The sequence below is a fragment of the Bradyrhizobium sp. AZCC 2176 genome, from assembly GCF_036924645.1.
Classification (GTDB): domain Bacteria; phylum Pseudomonadota; class Alphaproteobacteria; order Rhizobiales; family Xanthobacteraceae; genus Bradyrhizobium.
Genome location: NZ_JAZHRX010000001.1, coordinates 3,915,004 through 3,939,199 on the forward strand (window position 1 = coordinate 3,915,004; position 24,196 = coordinate 3,939,199).

The 24,196-nt window shown below is 62.3% G+C and carries 24 protein-coding genes and 2 pseudogenes; 20 read left to right on the forward strand and 6 right to left on the reverse strand.

All coding sequences use genetic code 11. The features are described 5' to 3' along the window. Nucleotides 1-60 precede the first annotated feature (60 nt). On the forward strand, nucleotides 61-1,674 hold the full coding sequence (locus tag V1288_RS18340; protein WP_334358361.1) for a GMC family oxidoreductase: 1,614 nt from the start codon (nucleotides 61-63) through the stop codon (nucleotides 1,672-1,674). 28 nt (nucleotides 1,675-1,702) lie between these two features. On the opposite strand, the gene hemE is transcribed toward V1288_RS18340, so the two are convergent. After that, on the reverse strand, nucleotides 1,703-2,749 hold the full coding sequence (gene hemE, locus V1288_RS18345) for a uroporphyrinogen decarboxylase (protein WP_334358362.1): 1,047 nt from the start codon (nucleotides 2,747-2,749) through the stop codon (nucleotides 1,703-1,705). Nucleotides 2,750-2,886: 137 nt separating this feature from the next. On the opposite strand from hemE, the gene V1288_RS18350 reads away from it, so the two are divergent. Next, nucleotides 2,887-3,108, forward strand: coding sequence for a hypothetical protein (locus V1288_RS18350; protein ID WP_334358363.1), 222 nt, complete (start codon nucleotides 2,887-2,889; stop codon nucleotides 3,106-3,108). An 8-nt stretch (nucleotides 3,109-3,116) separates the two neighbouring features. Here the strand turns inward: V1288_RS18350 and V1288_RS18355 are convergent, their stop codons facing one another. Both V1288_RS18355 and trhO read right to left on the reverse strand, forming a co-directional pair. Continuing rightward, nucleotides 3,117-3,332 carry a SlyX family protein gene (locus V1288_RS18355; RefSeq protein WP_334358364.1) on the reverse strand — a complete coding sequence of 72 codons (216 nt, stop codon included), beginning with the start codon at nucleotides 3,330-3,332 and terminating at the stop codon, nucleotides 3,117-3,119. Continuing rightward, complete coding sequence (trhO, locus tag V1288_RS18360; protein ID WP_334358365.1) at nucleotides 3,325-4,077, reverse strand: oxygen-dependent tRNA uridine(34) hydroxylase TrhO; 753 nt, start codon at nucleotides 4,075-4,077, stop codon at nucleotides 3,325-3,327. The genes V1288_RS18355 and trhO overlap by 8 nt, the downstream gene beginning before the upstream one ends. 205 nt (nucleotides 4,078-4,282) lie before the next feature. On the opposite strand from trhO, the gene ggt reads away from it, so the two are divergent. The 10 genes and pseudogenes from ggt to V1288_RS18410 all read left to right on the forward strand — a co-directional run bounded on the left by ggt (nucleotide 4,283) and on the right by V1288_RS18410 (nucleotide 12,092). Continuing rightward, nucleotides 4,283-5,869 carry a gamma-glutamyltransferase gene (ggt, locus tag V1288_RS18365; protein ID WP_334358366.1) on the forward strand — a complete coding sequence of 529 codons (1,587 nt, stop codon included), beginning with the start codon at nucleotides 4,283-4,285 and terminating at the stop codon, nucleotides 5,867-5,869. 40 nt (nucleotides 5,870-5,909) lie between these two features. Continuing rightward, a complete protein-coding gene (locus V1288_RS18370) occupies nucleotides 5,910-6,368 on the forward strand; it encodes an FKBP-type peptidyl-prolyl cis-trans isomerase (RefSeq protein WP_334358367.1) in 459 nt (152 codons plus the stop codon). A 26-nt stretch (nucleotides 6,369-6,394) separates the two neighbouring features. Further along, nucleotides 6,395-7,375, forward strand: a complete 981-nt coding sequence (locus tag V1288_RS18375) for a D-2-hydroxyacid dehydrogenase family protein (RefSeq protein ID WP_334358368.1) — start codon at nucleotides 6,395-6,397, stop codon at nucleotides 7,373-7,375. Nucleotides 7,376-7,529: 154 nt separating this feature from the next. Next, nucleotides 7,530-8,054, forward strand: coding sequence for a cupin domain-containing protein (locus V1288_RS18380; RefSeq protein ID WP_334358369.1), 525 nt, complete (start codon nucleotides 7,530-7,532; stop codon nucleotides 8,052-8,054). 40 nt (nucleotides 8,055-8,094) lie between these two features. Then, on the forward strand, nucleotides 8,095-8,832 hold the full coding sequence (locus V1288_RS18385; RefSeq protein ID WP_334358370.1) for an enoyl-CoA hydratase/isomerase family protein: 738 nt from the start codon (nucleotides 8,095-8,097) through the stop codon (nucleotides 8,830-8,832). A 130-nt stretch (nucleotides 8,833-8,962) separates the two neighbouring features. Further along, a complete protein-coding gene (locus V1288_RS18390; protein ID WP_334358371.1) occupies nucleotides 8,963-9,385 on the forward strand; it encodes a VOC family protein in 423 nt (140 codons plus the stop codon). Nucleotides 9,386-9,419: 34 nt separating this feature from the next. After that, entirely contained in the window at nucleotides 9,420-9,908 is a 489-nt protein-coding gene (locus V1288_RS18395) for a VOC family protein (RefSeq protein ID WP_334358372.1), read from the forward strand. A gap of 321 nt (nucleotides 9,909-10,229) precedes the next feature. Further along, a complete protein-coding gene (locus tag V1288_RS18400; RefSeq protein WP_334361348.1) occupies nucleotides 10,230-11,492 on the forward strand; it encodes a phospholipid carrier-dependent glycosyltransferase in 1,263 nt (420 codons plus the stop codon). 37 nt (nucleotides 11,493-11,529) lie between these two features. Continuing rightward, nucleotides 11,530-11,805: pseudogene (locus V1288_RS34075) on the forward strand (hybrid sensor histidine kinase/response regulator); the annotation flags it as partial. Nucleotides 11,806-11,819: 14 nt separating this feature from the next. Then, nucleotides 11,820-12,092 (forward strand): hypothetical protein, encoded by a 273-nt coding sequence (locus tag V1288_RS18410; protein WP_334358373.1) that lies wholly within the window; start codon nucleotides 11,820-11,822, stop codon nucleotides 12,090-12,092. Here V1288_RS18410 and V1288_RS18415 read toward each other — a convergent pair. Together V1288_RS18415 and V1288_RS18420 are read right to left on the reverse strand one after the other, a co-directional pair. Continuing rightward, on the reverse strand, nucleotides 12,053-12,685 hold the full coding sequence (locus V1288_RS18415; protein ID WP_334358374.1) for an OmpA family protein: 633 nt from the start codon (nucleotides 12,683-12,685) through the stop codon (nucleotides 12,053-12,055). The two genes, V1288_RS18410 and V1288_RS18415, sit on opposite strands and share 40 nt — an antisense overlap. Before the next feature lie 96 nt (nucleotides 12,686-12,781). Beyond that, entirely contained in the window at nucleotides 12,782-13,048 is a 267-nt protein-coding gene (locus V1288_RS18420) for a hypothetical protein (RefSeq protein WP_334358375.1), read from the reverse strand. 236 nt (nucleotides 13,049-13,284) lie between these two features. Here V1288_RS18420 and V1288_RS18425 point away from each other — a divergent pair, with 236 nt between their 5' ends. The 8 genes and pseudogenes from V1288_RS18425 to V1288_RS18460 form a co-directional block, all read left to right on the forward strand. Continuing rightward, the gene (locus V1288_RS18425) at nucleotides 13,285-13,515 is read left to right on the forward strand and encodes a hypothetical protein (protein ID WP_334358376.1); all 231 of its coding nucleotides are present in this window, start codon (nucleotides 13,285-13,287) and stop codon (nucleotides 13,513-13,515) included. 78 nt (nucleotides 13,516-13,593) lie between these two features. Beyond that, nucleotides 13,594-14,772, forward strand: coding sequence for a winged helix-turn-helix domain-containing protein (locus tag V1288_RS18430; protein WP_334358377.1), 1,179 nt, complete (start codon nucleotides 13,594-13,596; stop codon nucleotides 14,770-14,772). A gap of 69 nt (nucleotides 14,773-14,841) precedes the next feature. Continuing rightward, a complete protein-coding gene (locus V1288_RS18435; RefSeq protein ID WP_334358378.1) occupies nucleotides 14,842-15,306 on the forward strand; it encodes a hypothetical protein in 465 nt (154 codons plus the stop codon). Nucleotides 15,307-15,539: 233 nt separating this feature from the next. Next, nucleotides 15,540-16,646, forward strand: a complete 1,107-nt coding sequence (locus V1288_RS18440) for an efflux RND transporter periplasmic adaptor subunit (protein WP_334358379.1) — start codon at nucleotides 15,540-15,542, stop codon at nucleotides 16,644-16,646. 58 nt (nucleotides 16,647-16,704) lie between these two features. Continuing rightward, nucleotides 16,705-19,845 carry an efflux RND transporter permease subunit gene (locus V1288_RS18445; protein ID WP_334358380.1) on the forward strand — a complete coding sequence of 1,047 codons (3,141 nt, stop codon included), beginning with the start codon at nucleotides 16,705-16,707 and terminating at the stop codon, nucleotides 19,843-19,845. Nucleotides 19,846-19,864: 19 nt separating this feature from the next. Beyond that, complete coding sequence (locus tag V1288_RS18450) at nucleotides 19,865-20,473, forward strand: TetR/AcrR family transcriptional regulator (protein WP_334358381.1); 609 nt, start codon at nucleotides 19,865-19,867, stop codon at nucleotides 20,471-20,473. Nucleotides 20,474-20,684: 211 nt separating this feature from the next. Further along, nucleotides 20,685-21,725 carry an IS110 family transposase gene (locus tag V1288_RS18455; RefSeq protein WP_334358382.1) on the forward strand — a complete coding sequence of 347 codons (1,041 nt, stop codon included), beginning with the start codon at nucleotides 20,685-20,687 and terminating at the stop codon, nucleotides 21,723-21,725. A 368-nt stretch (nucleotides 21,726-22,093) separates the two neighbouring features. Further along, nucleotides 22,094-22,243: pseudogene (locus V1288_RS18460) on the forward strand (flavin reductase family protein); the annotation flags it as partial. Here V1288_RS18460 and V1288_RS18465 read toward each other — a convergent pair. Continuing rightward, nucleotides 22,221-23,900: a recombinase family protein gene (locus tag V1288_RS18465; protein ID WP_334358383.1), complete on the reverse strand. Its 1,680-nt coding sequence runs from the start codon at nucleotides 23,898-23,900 to the stop codon at nucleotides 22,221-22,223. The pseudogene V1288_RS18460 and the gene V1288_RS18465 overlap by 23 nt on opposite strands. Nucleotides 23,901-24,196 lie beyond the last annotated feature (296 nt).

Consider the following 24,196-nt stretch of genomic DNA (forward strand, 5'->3'; position numbering starts at 1 on the left):
GAGGCAATTGACCGGCTGGGGCGGCCCCGCTACCTCTTTTGAGCGCGTACGGGGAAACAAATGAAAAACAATAATGATGCGTCCGAATTCGACTACGTCATCGTCGGCGCCGGCTCTGCCGGGTGCGTGCTCGCCAATCGCCTGAGCGCCGACGGCAAGCATTCCGTGTTGCTCCTGGAGGCCGGGCCGAAGGATACCAATCTCTGGATCCATGTGCCACTCGGCTATGGAAAACTGTTCAAGGAAAAATCCGTCAACTGGATGTACCAGACCGAGCCGGAGCCGGGCCTGAATGGCCGTCAGGTATTCCAGCCGCGCGGCAAGGTGCTCGGCGGCTCCAGTTCGATCAACGGCCTGCTCTATGTGCGGGGCCAGCACGAGGATTACGATCGCTGGCGCCAGCGCGGCAATGCCGGCTGGGGCTATGACGACGTGCTGCCCTATTTCAAGAAGGCCGAGAACCAGCAGCGCGGTCCCGACAAATACCACGGCACGGACGGGCCGTTGCCGGTATCTGACTGGCGTCACCACGATCCGCTATCGGAGGCCTTCGTCGTCGCCGCCGCCGAGTCCGGCATTCCGACCAATCCCGATTTCAACGGCGCGACCCAGGAAGGCGCCGGATTTTTCCAGACCACGACAAGACGCGGTCGCCGCGCCAGCACGGCGTTTTCGTATCTGCGCCCGGCGAAGAGCCGCAGCAATTTGCACATCGAAACGTCTGCGCTGGCGCAGCGCATCCTGTTCGAAGGCCGCCGCGCCAAGGCGGTCGAATACAAGCAGGAAGGCCGCCTGCGAACCGCGCGAGCGCGCAAGGAAATCCTGGTTTCCAGCGGCGCGTATAACTCGCCGCAATTGCTGCAGCTCTCGGGCGTGGGACCGGCGGATCTATTGAAGCAGCACGGGATCGAGATCGTGCTCGATGCGCCGGGCGTCGGCAATGATCTGCAGGATCACATGCAGGTCCGCCTGATCACGCGCTGCGCGCAGAAAGTCACGCTGAACGATGTCGTCAATCATCCGATACGCAAGATGATGGCGGGCCTTCAATACGCCGCCTTGCGCAAGGGACCGCTGACGATCGCCGCAGGCACCTCGGGCGCATTCTTCAAGACCAGCCCGCGGCTGGCCTCGCCCGATATTCAGATTCATTTCCTGCCGTTCTCGACCGACAAGATGGGCGAGAAGCTTCACGCGCTTTCCGCGTTTACCGCGTCGGTCTGCCAGCTGCGCCCCGAAAGCCGCGGCTCGCTGCGCATCAGGAGCGCCGATCCCTCTGTGCCGCCGGAAATCCGCATCAACTATCTCGCGACCGAAACCGATCGCCGCGCCTTCATCGATGGCATCCGCATGCTGCGCCGGATTCTCGCAGCACCCGCGCTGAAGGCCTATGCGGTCGCAGAAGTCGATCCCGGTCCGAAAGTGCAGAGCGACGACGAATTGCTGGAGTTCTGCCGCCGCACCGGCAGCACGGTCTATCACCCGACCTCGACCTGTCGCATGGGGAGTGATGCGCTCGCTGTCGTCGACCAGCGGTTACGCGTCCGCGGCATCGAAGGCCTGCGCGTGGTCGATGCGTCCATCATGCCGGACCTGATGTCCGGCAATACCAACGCGCCGACCATCATGATCGCGGAGAAGGCATCCGACATGATTCTGGAAGACGCGCGGTAGCGAGTGACGGGCTACAAGGGCTACGAAGCTAGCCCTTATACGCCCGCACCCGCTTCAGCATCCGTTCGACATGGGCGATCGGCGTTTCCGGCTGGATGCCGTGGCCGAGGTTGAAGATCAGCCGCCCTTGCGCATAGTTCGCCAGCACGTCGTCGACGGCGCGGTCGAGTGCGGCGCCACCCGCGATCAGCGCCAGCGGGTCGAGGTTACCCTGCACCGCGACGCGGCTTTGCACACGCTCGCGGATCAATGACGGCTCGGCCGCCCAGTCGATGCTGACGGCATCGACATTTGTCGCTTCCACATAGGCCGGCAGCAGTGCGGCCGCGCCGCGCGGAAAGCCGATGATCTTCGCGTCAGGCGCTTTCGCGCGCACGCCGGCGACGATGCGTTTCGCAGGCTCGATCGACCAGCGCTCGAATTCGCGTGGCGGCAGCACGCCGGCCCAGGTATCGAAGATCTGCAATGCGTCCGCGCCGGCCTTGAGCTGGCCGAGCAAATACTGGATCGAGTTCTCCACCAGCACGTCGATGATTTCAGCGAACGCCTCGGGATGTCGATAGGCCATCATTCGCGCCGGCGCCTGGTCCGGCGTGCCTTGTCCCGCAACCATGTAGGTCGCGACCGTCCACGGCGCGCCGCAGAATCCGATCAACGCGATATCGGGAGCAAGCTCGCGGCGCACGCGGCGCAGCGCTTCATAAACCGGCTCAAGCTTGCCGAAATCGGCCGCGCGCGAGAGGCTCGACACTTGCTCCGGCGTGTCCAGCGGATCGAGCCGTGGGCCTTCACCGGCCTCGAAGTGCACGGAGCGGCCGAGCGCATAGGGGATGACGAGAATGTCGGAAAAGATGATCGCGGCGTCGAAGTTGAAACGGCGGATCGGCTGCAGCGTCACCTCGGCGGCATATTCCGGCGTGAAGCAGAGGTCGAGAAAGCTCCCGGCCTTGGCACGCAGCTCGCGATATTCCGGGAGATAGCGGCCGGCCTGGCGCATCATCCACGCCGGCGGCACCGTCTGCCTGCGGCCGGACAGCACTTCGATAAAAGGTTTCACGGCGGATTTCTGGGACAATCGAAAGGTTCCTACGGGACGGCGGAGATTTGCGCCTCTGATACACGCAGGTTCCCCCCGGGCCAAGGACGGATACCGGGGACGAGACATGGAACTGGCGTAAAACCGGGCCGTTGTCTCATCCACGGAGGTATCTCATGGCTGAGAAATTCAATCCTGCGCCGCATGACAAGCACGCTGAAGATCCCCGTGAAGCGCAGAAGGCCGACCGGGAGACCCGCGAGAAGCTCGAGGCCGGGCTGGTGGACACGTTTCCGGCGTCCGACCCCGTGAGCGCCGCGCAACCGGCGCCGACCAAAGCCGATGGCGATCGCGCAAACAAAACGCTGTGGGACAAGGTCCGTGCCGTCTTCCGCTGACGCAAATCTCAGTAATGCGGCGGCGGCTCGTTCACCGGGCCCGGCGCGTTGCTTTCGGCTTCCTGAAGGCGCTCCTTTAGTTCAGCGACCCGGCGCGTCAGCCTGTCGATCTCAACCCACTGCGCCGTGATCGTCTGGTTCAGCGTCTCGATGGTCACATCCTGATAGGTCAAGCGTATCTCCAGCGCCTCGACCCGTTCGCTCAGCGCGTTGACATCACTCATGGGAGCCATCGTTCATCTTATGCTCCCGCAGGCCATGGCCCAGCGCCACGCGTTCGTCGAATACGAAACACTCGCCGCGCCAGCGGCTTTCTTGTTCCGGCACGCCTTCCAGATAGCGGAGGATGCCGCCCTTGAGGTGGTAGACCTTGGTGAAGCCTTGCGCCAGCAGATAGGCGCTGGCCTTCTCGCACCGGATGCCGCCGGTGCAGAACATCGCGATCCGCTTGTGCCTGGCCGGGTCGAGTTGCTGCGTGGCGAATTCCTTGAACTGCCCAAAGCTCTTGAGGCCGGGATCGACCGCGCCCTCAAAGGTGCCCATCGCCACCTCGAAGGCGTTGCGGGTGTCGATGACAAGCGTGTCGGGCGCGGCGATCAGTTCGTTCCAGTCCGACGGCTCGACATAGGTGCCGACCTGTCGCGTCGGATCGACGGCTATATCTCCGAGCGTGACGATTTCCTTCTTCAGGCGGACCTTCAACCGCTGGAACGGCATCTCGGAAGCGCCTGAAAACTTGAGTTCGAGGTTATCGAGCCGGCCGCCGAAAAGGGCGCCATGCTGCAACTCGCGGACAAACGCGTCGATACCCTCGTCGCCGCCCGCAACCGTGCCGTTGATGCCCTCATGCGCCAGCAGCACGCTGCCCTTCAGACCGAAGCCTGCGGCAAGCGCGCGCAACGGCTCGCGCAGCTCCCGGAAGTCCGGCAGCGCGGCGAATTGGTAGAACGCGGCGACCTTGAGCGGCATGGCGATCGTTTATCAGGCCGGCCGGGGAGGGGAAACCCCGCAAAGCCCTGCATATTCCGCGCATTGCCTCTGACGCCCGCTTGGCATGCCAGCCATTGCCTCGCCGGGGATGAATATGCCAAGAACCGTCTGTAAGCCCGCCCGATGCCCTCCCTGCGGGATGCCCAAGAAATATTGAAGAAACGCTGAAAAGAAAGCACTCGCGATGAGGAATTTCCATTTCGCCGGCCGCTCGACGGTCCATGCCCAGAACGCGATGGTGGCTACCTCGCATCCGGAGGCCGCGCTGACCGCGATTGACGTGATGCGGGCGGGCGGCACGGCGGCGGACGCCGCAGTCGCGGCCTGCGCGCTGCTCGGCGTTATCGAGCCGCAATCGACCGGCATCGGCGGCGATTGCTTTGCGCTGATCCAGCCCAAAGGTGAAGGCAAGATCGTCGCCTATAACGGCTCCGGCCGCGCGCCGATGGCCGCCACGGCCGAATGGTACCTTGAGCGCAAGATCCATTCGGTGCCGCTGACCTCGGCCCACGCGGTGAGCATTCCCGGCGCGATCGATGCGTGGGCCACGATCCTGCGCGACCACGGCAAGATGGGGCTCGACACCCTGCTGCAGCCCGCGATCAAAGCGGCCGAAGAAGGCTATGTCGTCGCTCCTCGCATCGCCTTCGACTGGAAGAACCAGTTCGAGAAGTTGAAGAACGGCACCAACACCGAGCGCTATCTGTTGCCGCACGGCAAGCCGGCGGTAGCCGGCGACGTGATCCACCAGCCGGAATTGGGCAAGACGCTACGCGCCATCGCCAAGCACGGCCGCGACGCGTTCTATACGGGCGAGATCGCCGCCGACATGGTCGAAACCCTGCGCGGCATCGGCGGCCTGCACACGCTGGAAGACTTTGCCGCGCATTCGACCGAGACGACGTCGCCGATCGGCACGATGTACAAGGGCCACGATGTCTGGCAGTGCCCGCCGAACGGCCCTGGCATCACCATGCTGGTGATGCTGAACATCCTCTCCCGATTCGACTTGACGAAATTCCCCGCGCTCAGCATCGAGCGCTTCCATCTCGAGGCCGAAGCCGCCCGCATCGCCTACATGATGCGCGAGCAGTATATCGGCGATCCGCAGCAGGTACATGTCGACGTCGCCGGCATCCTCGCCAAGGAATTCGCCGAGGAGCACATCAAGAACATCAGGATGGACCGGCTGCTCGATTTGCCCAATGTGGCGCCGCCGATGAATCCGTCCACGGTCTACATCACCGTGGTCGACAAGGATCGCAACGTCTGCTCGTTCATCAATTCGATTGCGCATTCGTTCGGCTCGGCGATCGTGTCCAACAAGACCGGCATCCTGCTGCAGAATCGTGCCGGCGGCTTCCGGATCCAGCCCGGCCATCCCAACTGCATCGCGCCGGGCAAGCGGCCGCTGCACACCATCATTCCGTCACTCGCCACCAAAAACGGCCGCGCAGTGATGCCGTTCGGCGTCATGGGCGGCCAGTATCAGCCAGTGGGGCAGACCCGTGTGCTGACCAACATCCTCGACTACGGCTGCGACGTGCAGGAAGCCATCGATATGCCGCGCGGCCTGCATTACGAGGGCATCTATCAGCTCGAGGACAGCGTGCCGGCTGCCATCGTCGAGGGCCTGAAGAAGATCGGCCACAAGACTACCAGCGTGGTCGGTCCGCTCGGCGGCGGCCAGGCGATCTGGATCGACTGGGACAAGGGCACGCTGACCGGCGGCTCCGATCCCCGCAAGGACGGTTGCGCGCTGGGGTACTGAGCGTCTAGAAGCTCCGTCTCTCCAAGAAGAGGTTCAACAGATGCGCTTCTCCCGACGCACGATCATCCGGACCGCATTCGCCGCCGTGGCGGCCGCGGTTGCCACGCCCGTTGCCATCAGGATGGCTTCGGCCCAGACCGCAGGAAAACCCATGACCACAGCTTCAGGCTTGCAGATCATCGACAGCAAGGTCGGCACCGGCGCCTCGCCGAAGCCCGGCCAGACTTGCGTCATGCATTATACCGGATGGCTCTACGAGAATGGCCAGAAGGGCAAGAAATTCGATTCCTCCGTGGACCGCAACGAGCCGTTTGAGTTTCCGATCGGCCAGCGCCGGGTGATCGCGGGCTGGGACGAGGGTGTTGGCTCCATGAAGGTCGGCGGCAAGCGCACGCTGATCATTCCGCCTGAACTCGGCTACGGCGCGCGCGGCGCCGGCGGCGTCATCCCGCCGAATGCGACGTTGATGTTCGACGTCGAATTGCTGGCGGTGAAGTGACCGCGCACTGACAGGGGGAGCGCATCGTGAAGGTCTCGATCCTCGACGATTATTTCGACACGCTGCGCACCCTTGATTGCTTTGGGAAACTGTCCGGGCATGACGTCACGATCTGGAACGATCATGTCCAGGACGTCGACGTGCTGGCCGAACGCCTGCAGGATGCCGAGGCGCTGGTCCTGATCCGCGAGCGCACGCAAATACGCTCGCCGCTGCTGGAGCGCCTGCCGACACTGAAGCTGATCAGCCAGCGCAGCGTCTATCCGCATATCGACATCGAAACATGCACCCGGCTCGGCATTGTCGTGTCATCCAGCCAGCATGCCGATACGCCGTCTTATGCGACCGCCGAATTCACCTGGGGCCTGATCCTGGCCGCGATGCGCGCCATCCCGCAGCAGATGGCAGCGCTGAAAGCCGGCAAATGGCAGATCGGCGTCGGCCGCACGCTCCGCGGCAAGACGCTCGGTATCTACGGTTATGGGCGGATCGGTGCCGTCGTCGCCGGCTACGGCAAGGCGTTCGGCATGAACGTGCTGGTATGGGCGCGCGATCCGGCCATGGCGAAGGCCCGTGCCGACGGCTACGCGACCGCCGCCAGCAAGGCTGATTTCTTCGAACGATGCGACGTGCTTTCGCTGCACATGCGCCTGGTCGACGCCACGCGCGGCATCGTCAAGGCGGAAGATCTCGCGCGCATGAAACCCTCCGCGCTCCTGGTCAACACCAGCCGCGCGCCGTTGATCGAGCCGAATGCGCTGGTCAATGCGCTGCGCGCCGGCAGGCCCGGCATGGCGGCAATCGATGTCTATGAAAGGGAACCGCTCCGCGACGTCAACGATCCCCTGCTGACCATGGACAACGTGGTCTGCACGCCGCACCTCGGCTACGTCTCGCGCGACGAATACGAAATCCAGTTCACGGATATTTTCGACCAGATCCTGGCCTATGCCGCGGGCGCGCCGACGAATGTCGTTAACACGGATGTGATGTCCAGACGGCGCTGAGGCTCGGCAGGCACCAGGGCGTGGATCGTCGAGCAACGAGCCCGGCCATGACGAAAACCGGGGCGCCCATGCGCCGCCGGCTCGCTTAATCTTCTGGTTTGCGGCCCTGATTTTCGATACCGTTCGGACGAACGATTTTCCGGGAAGGCGCACAATGACCGGCACGCACGACCACACCCATTCCCACGATCACGATCATTCGCACGGCGATGCTGAGCGCTGGAAACATGACGGCGTCCGCGTCATTCCCGGCAATCAACTCGATCCCAACGTGCCGTCTACGGCGGGCATGGACCGCAAGGCTGCGATCAATTTCGCGCGCGTCGGCGCACAGAAATTATGGGCGGGCACCGTGACGATCCGGCCCGATGCCAAGACTGGCGCGCATCATCACGGCCATCTCGAAAGCATCATCTATGTGGTGAAGGGCAAGGCGCGGATGCGCTGGGGCGAGCATCTGCAGTTCACCGCGGAAGCCGGCCCCGGCGATTTCATCTTCGTGCCGCCCTACGTGCCGCATCAGGAGATCAACGCCAGCCGCGATGAGGTGCTGGAATGCGTACTGGTGCGGAGCGACGGCGAGGCGGTGGCGATCAACCTCGACATCGAGCCGGTGGAAAAGCCGGAAACCGTGCTGTGGGTCGATCCGGTGCACCGGGATCCCGCCGAGAAGAAGTAATAACAAAGGCCGCCTTCGTGCGGATGTCGCGGGGAATACCATGACGCTTGTTCGCTACGAGAGCACGGGTCACGTCGCCACCATCACGATGGACCGCGCATCCTCGCACAACGCGCTCAACAACGCGCTGTGTGACGAACTTAGGCAGGCCTGGCAGCGTTTCCACGACAGCGACGATCGCGTGGCGGTGCTCGCATCGTCGGAGGACGCGTATTTCTCTGTTGGCGCCGACGTGAAGGATCTCCCTGTCAATATGTGGCACGCGGTGCCCGGCCTGGGCGTCGAACTCGACAAGCCGGTCATTGCCGCGACGTCAGGATGGGTCGTCGGCGGTGCGTTCGTGCTGGTGCAGATGGCGGACATGTGCGTGGCATCGGAGACGACGCGCTTCATCTATCCCGAGGGCAAGATCGGCACTACCGCCGGCGGCATCTCCTCGGTGATGGCGCGCATGCCGCACAAGATCGCCATGGAGTTTCTTCTGGTCGGCGAGGAAATGTCGGCGGAGCGCGCCTACCAGATCGGCTTCGTCAACAAGGTCGCGCCGAAGGGCCAGCATGTCGCACTCGCCCAGCAGATGGCGGCCAAGATCGCCGCCAACGCGCCGCTGGTGGTCCGCGCGCTGAAGAAACTGGCCCGCGACGCCATGCCGAAGGGACCGCTGGAAGGGGTCGCCGAGGTGCGCCGACTGCTCGATGTCATCAGGGACAGCGAAGACCTGAAGGAAGGCGTCAAGGCGTTCGCCGAAAAGCGCAAGCCCGACTTCAAGGGCAGATAGCGGCCATTCGCCGCCGGATACCGGCGACCGCACGCCACTTCGCTGCCCGAAAAATAATTTGAAAGAGGATGTCGGATCCGCCGCGGCGGGTTCGTCCTTGGCTCGAGCCCTCCAAAAAAGGAACCCGATGATGGCCAAAATGATCTTCGTCAATCTGCCGGTCAGCGATCTCGCCCGCTCGACCGCCTTCTATCAGGCGATCGGCGCCGAAAAGAACCCGCAATTCTCCGATGACACGGGGTCCTGCATGGTGTTTTCCGACACCATCCACGTCATGCTGCTGACGCACGACAAGTATCGGCAGTTTACCTCGAAGAAGATCGCCGACGCCAAGGCCACGAGCCAGGTCCTGATCTGCCTTTCCGCCGACAGCCGCGACGCGGTGGACGATGTGGTTGGTAGGGCGAAAGGCGCGGGCGGCGGTGCCGATCCGGGTCCGAAGCAGGATTATGGCTTCATGTATGGCCGCAGCTTTGAAGATCCTGATGGGCACCACTGGGAAGTGATGTGGATGGATGTCGCTGCCGCCCAATCCGCCATGGCTCAAGCCTGACCAGTTCAAGCCTGTCGCAATCCGGAGTTCTCCGATGTCCAAGATTTCCCCCTGCCTGTGGTTTAGCAGCGAGGCCGAGGAGGCCGCAAACCTGTACGTCTCACTGCTGCCCGATTCCCGGATCGAGAAAGTCCAAAAGAACACCGTTGATAGTCCTGCCGGCAAGGCCGGTTCGGTGCTGGTGGTCGAATTCACGTTGGCCGGCCAGCGGTTCATGGCGCTGAATGGCAACAAGCCACTCGACTTCACCCACGCCGTCTCGTTCAAGATCGACTGCGCCGATCAGGCCGAGGTCGATCGGCTCTGGGACGCATTGCTAGCGGACGGCGGCAAGGCCGTGCAATGCGGCTGGCTGAAGGATCGCTACGGCGTGTCATGGCAGATCGTGCCGACCGCGGCAATGAAATACATCGGCGGTTCCGACACAGCCGGGGCGCAGCGCGCGATGCAGGCGATGATGGGCATGGTCAAGCTCGACATCGAAAGCCTGAAGCGCGCATATGAGGGCAAGAGCGCGGCGTAGCGCAGGTTTCGTAGGGTGGGCAAGCGACAGCGTGCCCACCATTCACGATGACAGTCTGCCGAGAGATCGTGGGCACGGCGCAAAGCGCACCTTTGCCCACCCTACACATTTCTAATAACTGACCCTCAAACCCACGCCGCCGTGGAGCGTGTTGCCGACCGGCTGCGGGCCGGCGGTGCCGTTGAAACGCGTTCAATGCGGTGGACATAAAAATCCGGAGCCGCCACACTCAAATTTGCCGCGATGTCATCCAGTCCCTGATTCCGCACCAGATTGTCTGTGAAGCCAGCAGCCCCATCACATTATGTCCTGCCCGATTCGATGATGCGCGCGGGCATCATCGCAGCAGTGCTGTTTGTTCTCGCGCATTTCGCAATGCTGATCGGCGTCACCACGCCGGAGAAATTCTATTTCGACGAGGTGCATTACGTGCCGGCGGCGCGGCAGATGCTCGAGCCAATAATGCCGCAGCCGACGCTCAATCCGATGCACCCGCCGCTCGCCAAGCAGTTCATCGCGCTGTCGATCCATTCGTTTGGCGATGGGCCGTTGGGCTGGCGCTATCCGGGCGTCCTGTTCGGATCGCTCGCCATCGTCGCCATGTATCTGTGCGGCCTGGCACTGTTCGCGGCGCAGGGGCCGGCCATCGCAGCGAGCCTGCTTGCCTTCTTCAACCAGATGCTGTTCGTGCAATCGCGGATCGCGATGCTGGATATTTTCGCGCTTACCTTCGGCCTGTTCGCCATCGCGGCGTTCATGCACGGCTTTCGAAGACAGCGGCCGCATCTGTGGTTCGCGCTTGCCGGGATCGGCTTCGGCTTGTCGATTGCCTGCAAATGGAGCGGGCTGTTCGTGCTCGCGGTCTGCATCGTCATCGTCGCCGTGATCCGCCTGATGCAAAGCTGGCGCACCCAATTCGCCGATGCCCGGCCCGACGATTGGTACCGGCCCGATCTTTGGCCCGGCTTCAAGGCCTGGCACTTTGCAGCGTGCTTCATTCTGATTCCAGCCGCCGTCTACTTCGCGACGTTCACTCCGCTGTACGGATTTTCGGTTCCAGATATCCTGGAAGCGCAACGGCGGATCTTTGGCGATAACACCACGACTGCGATCGCAGGCCACACCTACATGAGTTCATGGCCGTCCTGGCCGTTCCTGGTGCGCCCGGTCTGGTATCTCTTTGACAAGATCGGTGACGACCAGATCGCCGCCGTGGTCTTCCTCGGCAACCCGCTGATCCTGTGGCCTGCGCTGATTGCCGTCGTGATCTGTCTGCGCGACTGGATCGTAACGCGGCGGGTCGATGCCTTCCTGGTATTGGCGTTCTATTTCGGCCCATACCTCGCATGGGCGTTGCTGCCGCGAACGCTGGGCTTCATCTATTACTACCTGCCAGCCGCAACGACGGCGAACTTCGCGCTGGTGTATGCCTTGAAACGCGGCAGCATGCCGGGATGGCTGCTATGGACCTACGTTGCGGTCGGGTTTGCCGGCTTTGCCGCAATGTTGCCGGTATCGGCCGCGTTCATAGGTACCTCGATGGCGACGTTCAGCCGCCTGATGATCTTCCAGAACTGGATCTGAGCGGCACTGTGCCGATCGCCGAACGTGCAGCCGGATGACGATTGTGACGGCGGCGATGCTGTGGCCGCTGCTGCCGAAGGTGCTCGCGCTGCCGTCGCCGTCGCAGCTTAGTGCGGCGAGTCGCCCTCCCGCAGGAGGGTATGTATCGGCGCGAGGCCGAGAACATGCTTCGACAGTCGCAGAAGATGGAAGCGATCGGGCAATTGACCGGCGGCGTGGCCCACGACTTCAACAATCTGCTCACGATCATCAGCGGCAATCTGGAGATCGTCGATCGTTGTTGCAGTCGTGGAGCGAGGCCACCCGCGAACGGTCCGGCCTGAGGTCTTGTTCATGACCGGCTATTCGCGGGATGCGATCGTGCATCAGGGCCGGCTGGATCCCGGGGTGTCGTTGCTGCAGAAGCCCGTCACCCAGGCCTTGCTGGCGTCAAAGATCAGGGAGATTCTCAACAAGGTGTTGATTGCGAAGGATTGGCGAGCCGTTACGTCGCATATCGCGGCTGCGACGAATGGAGATCCGCCTGCCGCAAGCGGCAGGCGGATCGGTCTTCAAAAACCTCACTTCGAGGCGGTCTTGGTGTCCATGTTGACGACCTGAACGCGGCGGTTGGTCGGGTCCGTCGGCGCATTCGGATCCTTCGGCCTGGTCTCGCCATAACCGACGGTGACGAGATTGGCGCCGGCGATGCCGTACTTCTCGGTCAGGTACTTCTTGATCGTGTCGGCGCGGCGCTCGGAAAGATCCTGGTTATACGTCTCGCTGCCGATTGCGTCGGTATGACCGGCGACCACGAAGGTCGAACCCTTCAGGCTCGAATCGGAGAGCGCCTTGCCGAGCTCCTGCACCGCGGTCACTGAGCCCTTGCTGATGTCGGCCGAATTGTAGTCGAACTGGATTTCGAGATCGATCTTCGGCTTGCTCGCGGCAAGTTCCGCAATCTCCTGACGCTCGCCGAGCGACAGCGACCGGGTCTTGCGGTTGCGCAGCGTGTTGACGAAGCTGGTTTCCTTGGCCTGCACGGCGGCATCCACCGGCTGCTGCGGGCCGCTCGAAAGGCCGCGGGTCGCGCCCGGCTTCGGCTTCAAGGCGTCCAGGATCTTGTCGGCCGAGACGGTGTCGCCGGCGACCGCCAGGCCCGCTGTCATCGACAGCGCGGCGCCGATAGTCGTGATTGAAAGAAAGCGGGTCATTGTCCAATCCTCACTGTTAACGCCTGCATACTGGCGTGCATGACGTTTTGATGCTGCGATCATAGGATGGGTTCAAAGCGACGAATGTGATTCAAGTCACACTGGTAAACAAGACGCGCTACCGCGGGCCGGAATCGTCTCGGCCTCGACCGTCACTTCTGCTGCGACGTCGGACGTCGTCTGGCCGGTCTCGACGTCGGTATCAGGCTTTCGCCAAGTTTGATAAAGGCTACTCGCGCTGTGCAGCGATCCGAGCCGCAGCGATTCGGCGATCTCAATGTCCCGCAGCACAACGCACGGCAGTGACAGGACGGTGCCAGCAGGGTTGCATCCGGAGTTTTGCGGGATAAGCGACCGCTGCATTACTATCCGCAGTTCGCTTCAGAAAAGAAAAACTGTGTACCGTCGCGCCAGCGCCGATCTCTGGACAACAAATCGGCCAGATGCGCGCCTAGCAAATCGACTCACAAAAAAATCTGAAGAAGAATTCGTTCGGGGCAACCAAACGGGCGGGGCGGGTGTTACAGTCAGTCAAGCGTCAGCGTGAGTACCAAGGTTATCGTACCAGCGCATCGGAGCCTGCCGGTTCCGGAAGTTCAATGCCAACACTAATAGGAGCGGCGATGATCGCCGCTGCAATTTTGCTGTCGACGCTGATCAATTCGCTCGGCAGCCGCTATGTCGGGTTCGAAAGCCCGACAGAGGAGAGCGCGTGGCTGGTCGATCGTCTCACCGGGCACGTCTACAAATGCCATGCGCCCCAGCCCGGCCGCGCCTCCTGCGAGGCCGAGATCGCAACCGGCAGCGTGGGGGAGCGGCCGAAGCGGTAAGCTGAGTTCGCGCCGCGCTCCGGCGACCACGGAACCCGGGACTCCCCTCACGCGCGAATCCCGCTACATTGTCGCGCGATGCCCCGCGCGACTGAACCCCGACCCCTGACCAAAACCGAAGCCCGGCGAATCTGGCTGCAAGCCCAGCGGCTCGATACGCGCGAGCCGTTCGGTGCCGGACCGCAGGCGGTTGCGGCGGCGGTGGACCATCTCGGCTATGTGCAGATCGACACCATTCACGTCATCGAGCGCTGCCATCATCACATCCTCTATAGCCGAATCCCGGCCTACGCCCGCGCGGACCTGCGCCAGGCGCAGAGCGTCGACAAGAGCGTGTTCGAATACTGGACGCATGCGTTGTCCTATGTTCCGGCGAAGGATTTCCGCTTTTTCGTTCCGGCGATGCGGGAGCACCGGCGTGAGGGCCATCGATGGTTTGCTTCCGTAAAGCCCGAGGACACCCGCAAGGTGATGCGGCTGTTGCGGCGCGACGGCGCGCTGACCATCCGCGATATCGAGGACGACGTGCTGACCGAGAAGGAACATCTCTGGCAGAGCAGAAAACCCTCGAAGCGGGCGCTGCAGCTTGCTTTTTACACCGGCGAGGTGACGATCTCCGAACGCACCGGCATGCTGAAGACCTATGAACTGATGACGCGGCATTTCGGTTGGGACAAGCCGCCGAAGCCGGCCTCGACGGCTGAAATCACCGCCTACCTGCTCGACCGTGCGCTACGCTCGCAGGGCGTCGTCAGCCTCGATTCGATCTGCCATCTCGACGCGCCGAGCAAGGGAGCGGTCCGCCGCCTGATCGAGGCAAGGGTCCGGCGCAAGGAATTGGCGCCGGTCGCACTCGAGGGCGCCGGCAAGCAAGAGCATTGGGCGCGGCCCGAGGTGCTGGAAGCGGATGGATCTCTGTCGGCTGGCGAGGCTGCCAGTCCGGTGCACATCCTCTCCCCGTTCGATCCCCTGGTCATCCAGCGCAAACGCACCGAACTGTTCTTCGACTACGGCCACCGCTTCGAGGCCTATGTGCCGAAGGAGAAGCGCCTGTTCGGCTATTTCGCGCTGCCGGTCCTGGTCGGCGAAGACATCGTTGCCGTCATCGACCTCAAGACCGACCGCCCGAACAAAAAGCTCCTGATGCAGAAATGGAGCTGGGTCGGCAAGGGCGCGGCGAAGGGCGCGCGCAAGGACTACAAACGCCGCATCGAGGAAGAACTTGATCGCTTTGAGCGGTTTCAGTTGGCGGAGTGAGGTTTCCGTCCAGGAACCCGGTGCCGCCGGGTTGGTTAGTTCCATGTCGAGGAAGCTGAGGGAGACGACATGGCCAAGGACAAATCGATTCTGGAAAAGTTCACCGACAAGGTGAAAGGCATCGCCGGCACCGCGACGGAAGCCGCAAGCCAGGCGCTGAAGGCGGATGAGCCGGGCTTGAGGGCGGACGAACGCGCGCTGGCCTATGTACCGCTCGCCGCCGACGGGCTTGTTTCCGATCCGCTGATGGTATCGCCGGTCGCGGCCACGCCGGCACGGCGAACGCGCGTGGCAAAGAAAGCGCGGAGCGCGGCGACGGCCCGAACCACGAAAGCCAAGACACCGAAAGCCAAGGCTCCGAAAACAAAAGTCGCGAAGGCCAGAGCCAAGGCCGCGAAGACCACTAGCGCCCGGGCTGTGAAGAAGGCTGCGAAGAAATCCACCAGCCGGAGCAGCAAGCGGCCATTGCCGGCTGCACGAAGCGCGAAGAACACTACTCCCAAGACCACGCGCAGAAAGATGCGACGCGCGTAATACGCGACGTGGGCTTGCTCGCATGAGCGCAGCGACATGCGGCTGCAACCGCGGCCGTCGCGTCGCTCATCGGGGGCTAAAGCCCCGGTTTCGATCCGTTCGCCCTTCGGTTTCTGGGAAAGCAATTACCTCTTAACCTATTTCTCATCACGAAATGATGACCGATGACGAATGTTGACATTCGTCAGTGAGCATTCAATACTCTTCATCAGATCCTGCGATGGAGAGTCCGAATGTTCGCCCGTTCCATTTTCTCTAACTATTACAGGCTTTTGACGGGTGCATCGCTGGCCTTTGCAGTGTTCGCGCTGGCCGGCTGCAATGAAAAGGCGGCTGAAACGGCTGCTCCCGGACGTCCAGTTCTGATCGCCACCGTGCATTATGCGGCCGAGACGCCGGAACGCAGCTTTGTCGGCACCATCCGGCCCCGGATCGAGACCGACATGGGCTTCCGGGTTCCCGGCAAGGTCGCGAGGCGTCTGGTCGAGGTCGGCCAGACCGTCGATATCGGCCAGCCGCTGGCCACCCTCGACGAGGTCGATCTGAAGCTGCAGGCCGAGCAGGCGGAGGCCGAATTCCGCGCCGCCACCGGCGTGCTGGCGCAGGCTGGCGCCGCCGAGCAGCGTGCCAAGGATCTGCGCGCCAAGGGCTGGACCACCGACGCCCAGATGGATCAGAGCCGCGCCGCGGCCGATGAAGCGCGCGCCCGCCTTAATCGCGCCGAGCGGCAGGTCGAACTCACCAAGAATTCTCTGTCTTATGCGACGCTGCTGGCCGACAGCCGCGGCGTCGTCACCGCGACCCTGATCGATCCCGGCCAGGTCGTCGCCTCCGGCCAGACCGCGGTCCGCGTCGCGCGCTTTGCCGAGAAGGAAGCCGTGGTCGCTATCCCGGAGACACTGGTCGGGCGTGCCAAGGCCGGCACAGCGACCGTGACGCTGTGGTCGGATTCGGAAAAGAAATATGCCGCGAAGCTGCGCGAGATCGCGCCTTCGGCGGATCCAGCGACCCGAACCTATCTTGCGAAATTCTCGTTGCCGGAAGCCGACGACAAGGTTTCGCTCGGCATGACCGCGACGCTGACGCTCGCTGATGCCGCCACCGAGCGCGTGGCAAAGCTGCCGCTGTCGGCGCTGTTCAGCCAGGGCGCCAATCCCTCACTGTATATCGTTGATGATGCCGGCGCGGTGAAGCTGCAGCCGGTGGTCGTGAAATCTTATGAGAGCAATTCGGTCGTGATCGCAGGCGGCGTCAATGAAGGCGCCAAGGTGGTCGCGCTCGGCGTGCAGAAGATCGATCCGGCCCAGAAGGTCCGGGTGGTTTCCTCGCTGTCGTTCTAGTTCGTCATTGCGATCGCGATGACGGCCATGGCTACGTTTTTCGGATCTGGAGAGTGACATGAAGCGCTTCAATCTCTCGGGCTGGGCGGTGAGCCATCCGACGCTGATCCTGTTCCTGATGATCATGCTAGGCGCTGCTGGCTTCTTCTCCTACCAGCGGCTTGGCCGCGCCGAGGATCCGTTCTTCACGGTGAAGGTGGTCAACGTTTCGGCGATCTGGCCGGGCGCGACCGCGCAGGAAATGCAGACCCAGGTCGCCGATCCCATCGAGAAGAAGCTGCAGGAACTGCCGTTCTTCGAGAAGGTGCAGACCTATTCCAAGCCGTCGTTCACGGCGCTGCAGGTCACGTTCAAGGATTCGACCCCGCCGAAGGACGTGCCCTACCTGTTCTATTTGTTGCGCAAGAAGCTGGTGGACGTGCAGGGCCAGTTGCCCGCGGGCCTGCTCGGACCGAACGTCAACGACGAGTTCTCCGACGTCGATTCCATTCTCTATATGATGACCGGCGACGGCGCCGACTACGCGCAGTTGAAGAAGACTGCCGAGGGCATGCGCCAGCGGTTGTTGAAAGTGCCTGGCGTTACCAAGGTCAATCTCTACGGCAACCAGGACGAGCGCATCTTCGTCGAATTCTCGCATGCCAAGCTGGCGACGCTCGGCATCACGCCGCAGGCGTTGTTCGATTCGCTGGCCAAGCAGAACAACGTGACGCCCGCCGGCACGGTGGAAACCTCCTCGCAGCGCGTGCCGCTGCGCGTCACCGGTGCGCTCGACGGCGCCCAGGCGGTGGCCGAGACGCCGGTCGAAAGCAACGGCCGCGTGTTCCGGCTCGGCGATATCGCAACCGTCACCCACGGCTTCGTCGATCCGCCGACCTTCGTCGCCCGCCAGGAAGGCAAGCCTGCGATCGGCATCGGCGTAGTCACCACAAAGGGCGCCAACATTCTCGAACTCGGCAAGGAGGTCGAGAAGGCGACCAGCGATTTCATGAAGGCCGTGCCGCAGGGCATCGAGGTCGAGCAGATCGCCGATCAGCCGAAGGTGGTCGAGCGCGCCGTCGGCGAATTCGTGCACTCCTTCATTGAGGCGCTCGCGATCGTGCTGTTCGTCTCCTTCGTGGCGCTCGGCTGGCGCACGGGCATCGTGGTCGCGATGTCGGTGCCGCTCGTGCTAGCTATCGTCTTCGTCGTCATGAACGCGATGTCGATCGACCTGCACCGCATCACGCTCGGCGCGCTGATCATCGCGCTCGGTCTCCTGGTCGACGACGCCATCATCGCCGTGGAAATGATGGTGGTGAAAATGGAACAGGGCTGGGACCGCGTCCGCGCGGCGTCCTTTGCCTGGGAATCAACTGCGTTTCCGATGCTCACGGGGACGCTGGTCACGGCCGCTGGCTTCCTCCCCATCGGCTTTGCCAATTCGGCGGTCGGCGAATATGCCGGCGGCATCTTCTGGATCGTGGCGATCGCGCTGGTCGCCTCCTGGTTCGTCGCGGTGATCTTCACGCCCTATATCGGCGTCAAGCTGCTGCCCAACATCGCCGTCCACCACAACCACGACCCGCACGCGATCTACGAGACGCGGATGTATCGGGGCTTGCGCGCCGTGGTGCAGTGGTGTGTCGATCACCGGGTCAAGGTGGTGCTGGCAACCGTCGGCGTGTTCGTGCTCTCGATCGTGGGCTTCGGCCACGTGCAGCAGCAGTTCTTCCCGCTGTCGGAGCGGCCGGAGCTGTTCCTGCAGTTGCGCCTGCCGGAAGGCACCGCCTTCAACGTCACGGAGAAATCCGTGAAGAAGGCCGAGGCGCTGCTGAAGGACGACAAGGATATCGCGACCTACACTGCCTATGTCGGCCAGGGGTCGCCGCGCTTCTGGCTCGGCCTCAATCCGCAACTGCCGAACGAGGCGTTTGCCGAGATCGTGATTGTCTCAAAGGACGTCGAAGCCCGCGAGCGCATCAAGGCGCGGCTGGAGAAGGCGGTTGCGGAAGGTGATCTGAGCGAAGCGCGCGTGCGCGTCGACCGCTTCAATTTCGGCCCGCCGGTCGGTTTCCCGGTGCAGTTCCGCGTGATCGGCCCCGACGCCAACACCGTGCGCGACATCGCCTATAAGGTGCGCGACGTCATGAAGCAGAATCCCAACGTCGTGGAGCCGCAGTTCGACTGGAATGAGCAATCGCCTTACCTGAAGCTCGTCGTCGATCAGGACCGGGCACGGGCGCTCGGTCTGACCCCGCAGGACGTCTCGCAGGCGCTTGCCATGCTGATCTCGGGTGCGCAGGTTACGACCATTCGCGACGGCATCGAGAAGGTCGGCGTGGTCGCGCGCGCGGTGCCGTCTGAACGGCTCGATCTCAAGAGCGTCGGTGACCTCACTGTGACGTCACGCAACGGCGTTGCCGTGCCGCTGCAGCAGATCGCCAAGATCGAGTATTCCCACGAAGAGCCGATCATGTGGCGGCGCAACCGCGATATGGCGATTACGGTGCGCACCGACGTCGTTGACGGCGTCCAGGCGCCCGACGTCACCAATCAGATCTGGCCGAAACTGAAGGAAATCCGCGACCATCTCGAGCCGGCCTACCGGATCGAGCCGGGCGGCGCGTTCGAGGAATCCGAGAAGGGCAACGCTTCGATCGCCCTGCTGTTTCCGCTGATGGCGCTGGTGATGCTGACGCTGTTGATGATCCAGTTGCAGAGCTTCTCGCGTCTGATCCTGGTGTTCCTGACCGCGCCGCTCGGCATCGTCGGTGCCTCGCTCGGCCTTAACATTGCCAACCAGCCTTTCGGCTTCGTGGCGCTGCTCGGCCTGATTGCGCTCGCCGGTATGATCATGCGCAACGCGGTGATTCTGGTCGATCAGATCGAGGCCGACGTTTCCCAGGGCCTGACGCGCAAGGAAGCCATCGTCGAGGCCACCGTCCGGCGTGCCCGCCCGGTGGTGCTGACGGCGCTGGCGGCGATTCTGGCCATGATCCCGCTGTCGCGCTCCGCCTTCTGGGGCCCGATGGCGATCACCATCATGGGCGGTTTGTTTGTTGCAACCTTCCTGACCTTGCTGTACCTGCCCGGTCTTTATGCCCTGTGGTTCAGGAAGAGCCTGGAAGAAAGCGGTCAGGCCGAGCAGCCTGATCTTGCGCCGCAGCATTCGATCAAGGGGCCGCACGCAATTCCGCTTGCCGACGCGGCAGAATAATTGAACATTGAGAGCTGACATGACGCTGATTTCGGAACACATCGAGACGGACACCCGGGAAAGGATTCTCGTGGTGGCGGAGCGTCTGTTCCGGCAGATCGGCTACCAGAAGACCACGGTCGCCGATATCGCCAAGGAACTGCGGATGAGCCCCGCCAACGTCTATCGCTTCTTCGATTCGAAGAAGTCGATCCACGAAGGCGTGGCGCGAACCCTGATGGGCGAGGTCGAGGTCGAGGCGCAGCGGATCGCGCAGGCGCCTGGGCCGGCCTCGGTGCGCCTCCGCGAGATGATGAAGACCATCCACCGCATGAACACCGAGCGATATGTCGGTGACTCCAAGCTGCATGAGATGGTCGAGATCGCGATGGAGGAGGACTGGGACGTCTGCGTCGCCCATATGGAGTGTATCGCCGCGACCCTCGGCCAGGTGATCGGGCAGGGCGCGGCTTCCGGCGAATTCGAGGCGCCCGACCTGCAACTGGCCTCGCTCTGTGCCTGCACCGCGATGATGCGGTTCTTCCACCCGCAGATGATCGCGCAATGCGCCACCAAGCCGGGCCCCACGATCGATCAAATGATCGATTTCGTCATCGCCGGCCTCTCGCCGCGTGCCAAGGCGAATTGAACGCAATCGTCAGTTGACTTCCGTCATTGCGAGAGCTCTGTAGATGGGGTAACGGGCCCCGGTCTGCCTTCCAAGCAAGCCGCGCTTGCTACGGCGCTGTTGAATGCGCGCTTCGCGCGGCTTGCTTGGAAGGCGGGCGGTCGTCCCTCACATGGATGGTGTTACGGAGTCGAGGAATGGACCTCGCTCCCAGCATCAAGGAGAGACGACCATGGAGTATTATGCCGGAATCGACGTGTCATTGGAATGCTCGAGCGTGTGCGTGGTTGATGGGAGCGGCAAGATCGTCCGCGAGGGCAAGGTGGCAAGCGAGCCGGCGGCGCTGATCGGCTGGTTCAACTCGTTCGGGCTTGAGCTGACCCGGATCGGGCTGGAAGCTGGACCGCTGTCGCAATGGCTGTACGCGGCGATGAAGCAGGCTGGGCTCGCGGTTGAGCTGTTGGAGACGCGGCACGTGCACGATGCGTTCAAGGCGATGCCCGTGAAGTCGGACCGCAATGACGCACGGGGGATCGCGCAACTGATGCGGCTGGGCTGGTTCCGGCCGGTTCACTGCAAGTCGATAAATGCCCAGGAAGTACGTGCCGTGCTGACGGCGCGCAAGCTGGTCCAGAGCAAGCTTCTGGATGTCGAGAACAGTCTGCGCGGGATCTTGCGCGGCTTTGGGCTGAAGGTCGGCAAGACGACGGGAACCGGTTTTGCCGGACGGATCAACGAGTTGGTAAAGGGGCATCCGAACCTGGAAGGGATTGCAGAAGCGCTGCTGCGGGTGCGCAGCGCCCTGCTCAGTGAGTTCAAAGCCTTCGAGAAGCGGGCGGTCAAGATGTCGCGGATGGATGCCAAAGCCAGGTTGTTGATGTCGACGCCTGCGGTGGGACCGATCATCTCGCTGACCTGTGCCGCGGCGATCGATGATCCCGCGCGGTTTACATCCTCCAAGCAGGCCGGGTCGCATTTCGGGCTGACGCCGAAGAAGCACCAGTCCGGCGAGACCGACCGATCGGGGCGGATCAGCAAGATCGGGGACGCCTCCGTGCGCGAGGCGCTCTACCAGGCCGCTCACCTCATGCTGACGAAGCCGGTCAGGGGATGTTCGCAGCTCAAGAGCTGGGCGATGCGGATCGCCAAGCGTGCCGGCATGAGCAAGGCCAAGGTCGCGCTGGCCCGCAAGCTCGCCGTGATCATGCATCGCATGCTCAAGGACGGCGCGCCTTTCAATCCGCTCGCCAAGGCAAACGCTGCAACGGCTTAAGGAGGAACAACAAGGTTTCGGGCGGGTCACGACACCAGCCTTCCCGAAGCGAAGTCCCTTCGCCGGGACGATGGATCAGGTCAGGCCGACATCCGGGTTGTCGACATATCGAGCGATATGATCACGCTTTCCGTAGATTGGCCGACCTATCCTCTCACGAACCCCATCAGGCGACGGCCTTGCGCCGATCCCGTACAGAAGCAAGTTCCCGGCGAGCGGATGACGCAAAAGGGATTGACTAACCAAGGCCCGTTACAGAAGCCCCCGGATGGAGCGTAAGCGTAATCCGGGACGACTCCGGCCGCTTGCGCCGTTCCCCGGATTGCGCTTCGCGCCATCCGGCTACGCGTAACAAGGAAAATTCCGGCGTGACCACCAAAGATCTTCACTATTACGAGCCGAAGAGCGGCCACGGCCTCAAGCACGATCCCTTCAACGCCATCATCGCACCGCGCCCGATCGGCTGGATTTCTTCCCGCGACAGCAGCGGCAACATCAATCTGGCGCCCTACAGCTTCCCGTAGGTGTCGAAATTTTAGTAGCACTAACCCCTTGTTCTGCAAGCATTTGTTCGGTGCTGCGCATCGTCGGAAACATTTCGAAACCTAAGATCGCCGACAGCCGGGCGTATGGCGTCACCATCGGCAAGGTCCGCTTGGCGGTAGGATGGACAACGATCTGTTCAAAGACGTTGTAGAAGGCTTGGCGGAACGGCGCATATTCCACGTCGTCAATGTCGCTGGTGAGGGCCTTGTGCATTTCCTCCATTGCGGCGCTAAACGTGTCGATTGCGGCGGGGTGCAGGGTTACGACATTGCCCTCGGCCTCGATCAGCTTGACCCTTTCGGCTAGGCCCGCGCGTTGCACTTCCAAGATGTTAAGTTTATCAACCAGCCCCTTCACGGGCGCGTCGCTGTCGCTGATTGCCGAAACGATGCGGTCAATCGCGACGGTCACGCGGTTTAGCTCTTTCTGTGCGGCATCGCTTTGGGCGCGGATTTCCTTTTGCCGCTCGATAGACCGAGCGTGATAAGCCTTTGTCATTTCAAGCAACGCCTTGCGATCCGTCAGCTTGGTTTTGATGCCCTCGAAAACCGTCCGCTCAATCTCTTTAAGGCAATAGCTCTTGCGATGCGTGCAATTGATCCGGCGTTGCGCGAATGTGCAGACGATGCGCGGGGAACCATCCATATTGGCTTGGCCGATCATCATGCGCCCGCCGCACACCGCGCACTTCAACAGGCCCAACATCATGCGGCTCTTTTCGGCATGTCGATAAACGCGCGGGCCTTCGCTCTTGGCCTTGCGGCGGCTTTCGCGCACGGCTTGCGCGGCGTCCCATAGGCTTTGCGGGACGATCCGCAGATGTGGAACATCTACCTCAATGTGTTCTGACTTGTCGGTTCGCCGGTTGTTGCGCTTGCCAGTGTCAGGATTTTTGACCTGCTTGAACACGTTCCAAACCAGCTTGCCGATATAGAGCGGGTTGCCAAGCAACCCACCGTTTGCGCCGCCCGTGATTAGCTTCGTGTAATTCCAAGTGCCTCCTGTTGGCCCCATGATCCTTTCAGCCATCAGGCGTTCGCAGATTTCGCGCGGGGCAACACCGGCAGCGTATTCTTCGAAAATGCGGCGGACGATCTTCGCTTGCGCTTCATTGATGGTTCGCTCGCCCGGCTTGTCGGGCACGATGCTATAGCCATAGGCGGCCTTGCCGGGGATAAGGCCCTCGCGGACGCGGGCGTCCCGGCCACGCTTGACCGATGTCGCTAGGTTTTTGAGGAACTGCGAATTGACGATAGCGCCAACGCCAATGTGAACGTCGCCGACTTCGCCATTGGTATCGATAATGCTGATTTCGTTGAACTTGAGACGCTTGTAGATCGCCGCTGTATCTTCCATGTCGCGAGAGAGGCGCGAGAGACTTTCGGAAATGACGAAGTTAAATTCGCGCTTCTTGGCGGCGGTCATCAAACCTAGAAGTCCATCGCGTTCGAACATGCTTGCGCCGGACAAGCCGCGATCTGTGTAAATCTTAGTGACCGTCAATCCTTGTCGCTCTGCGATCTGCTTGCAAAGCGCGATCTGGTCATCAATGGAGCGATCCTTTTGAAGATCGCTCGAATACCTAGCGTAGACGACGGCGTTCTTTGCGTAGATGGCTGCCTTCTTCATCTTTTCCCCTTGCCCTTTGTTGGCGCTCAAAATCACGATCTGCTAATGCGCGTCCCAGTGCTCGGGCTACTTCAAGCCATGCATCATCATGGCTTGGGTGCTCCGGGTTGCGTGGATCGTCGGCTGGTAACGGCCTAACTATTCCGACACGCATAGCAAATCACTCCCGATTATAGGGGGAATTCCTTAAAAGTCGCAATTATTTCGACACAGCCCCGTGCCTCGACCGGGATAGCTCCGGCTCGGGAAGTATGCCGGCGCGAAGGGCTTCCTCGCCCTTGGCCGTTACGCAGTAG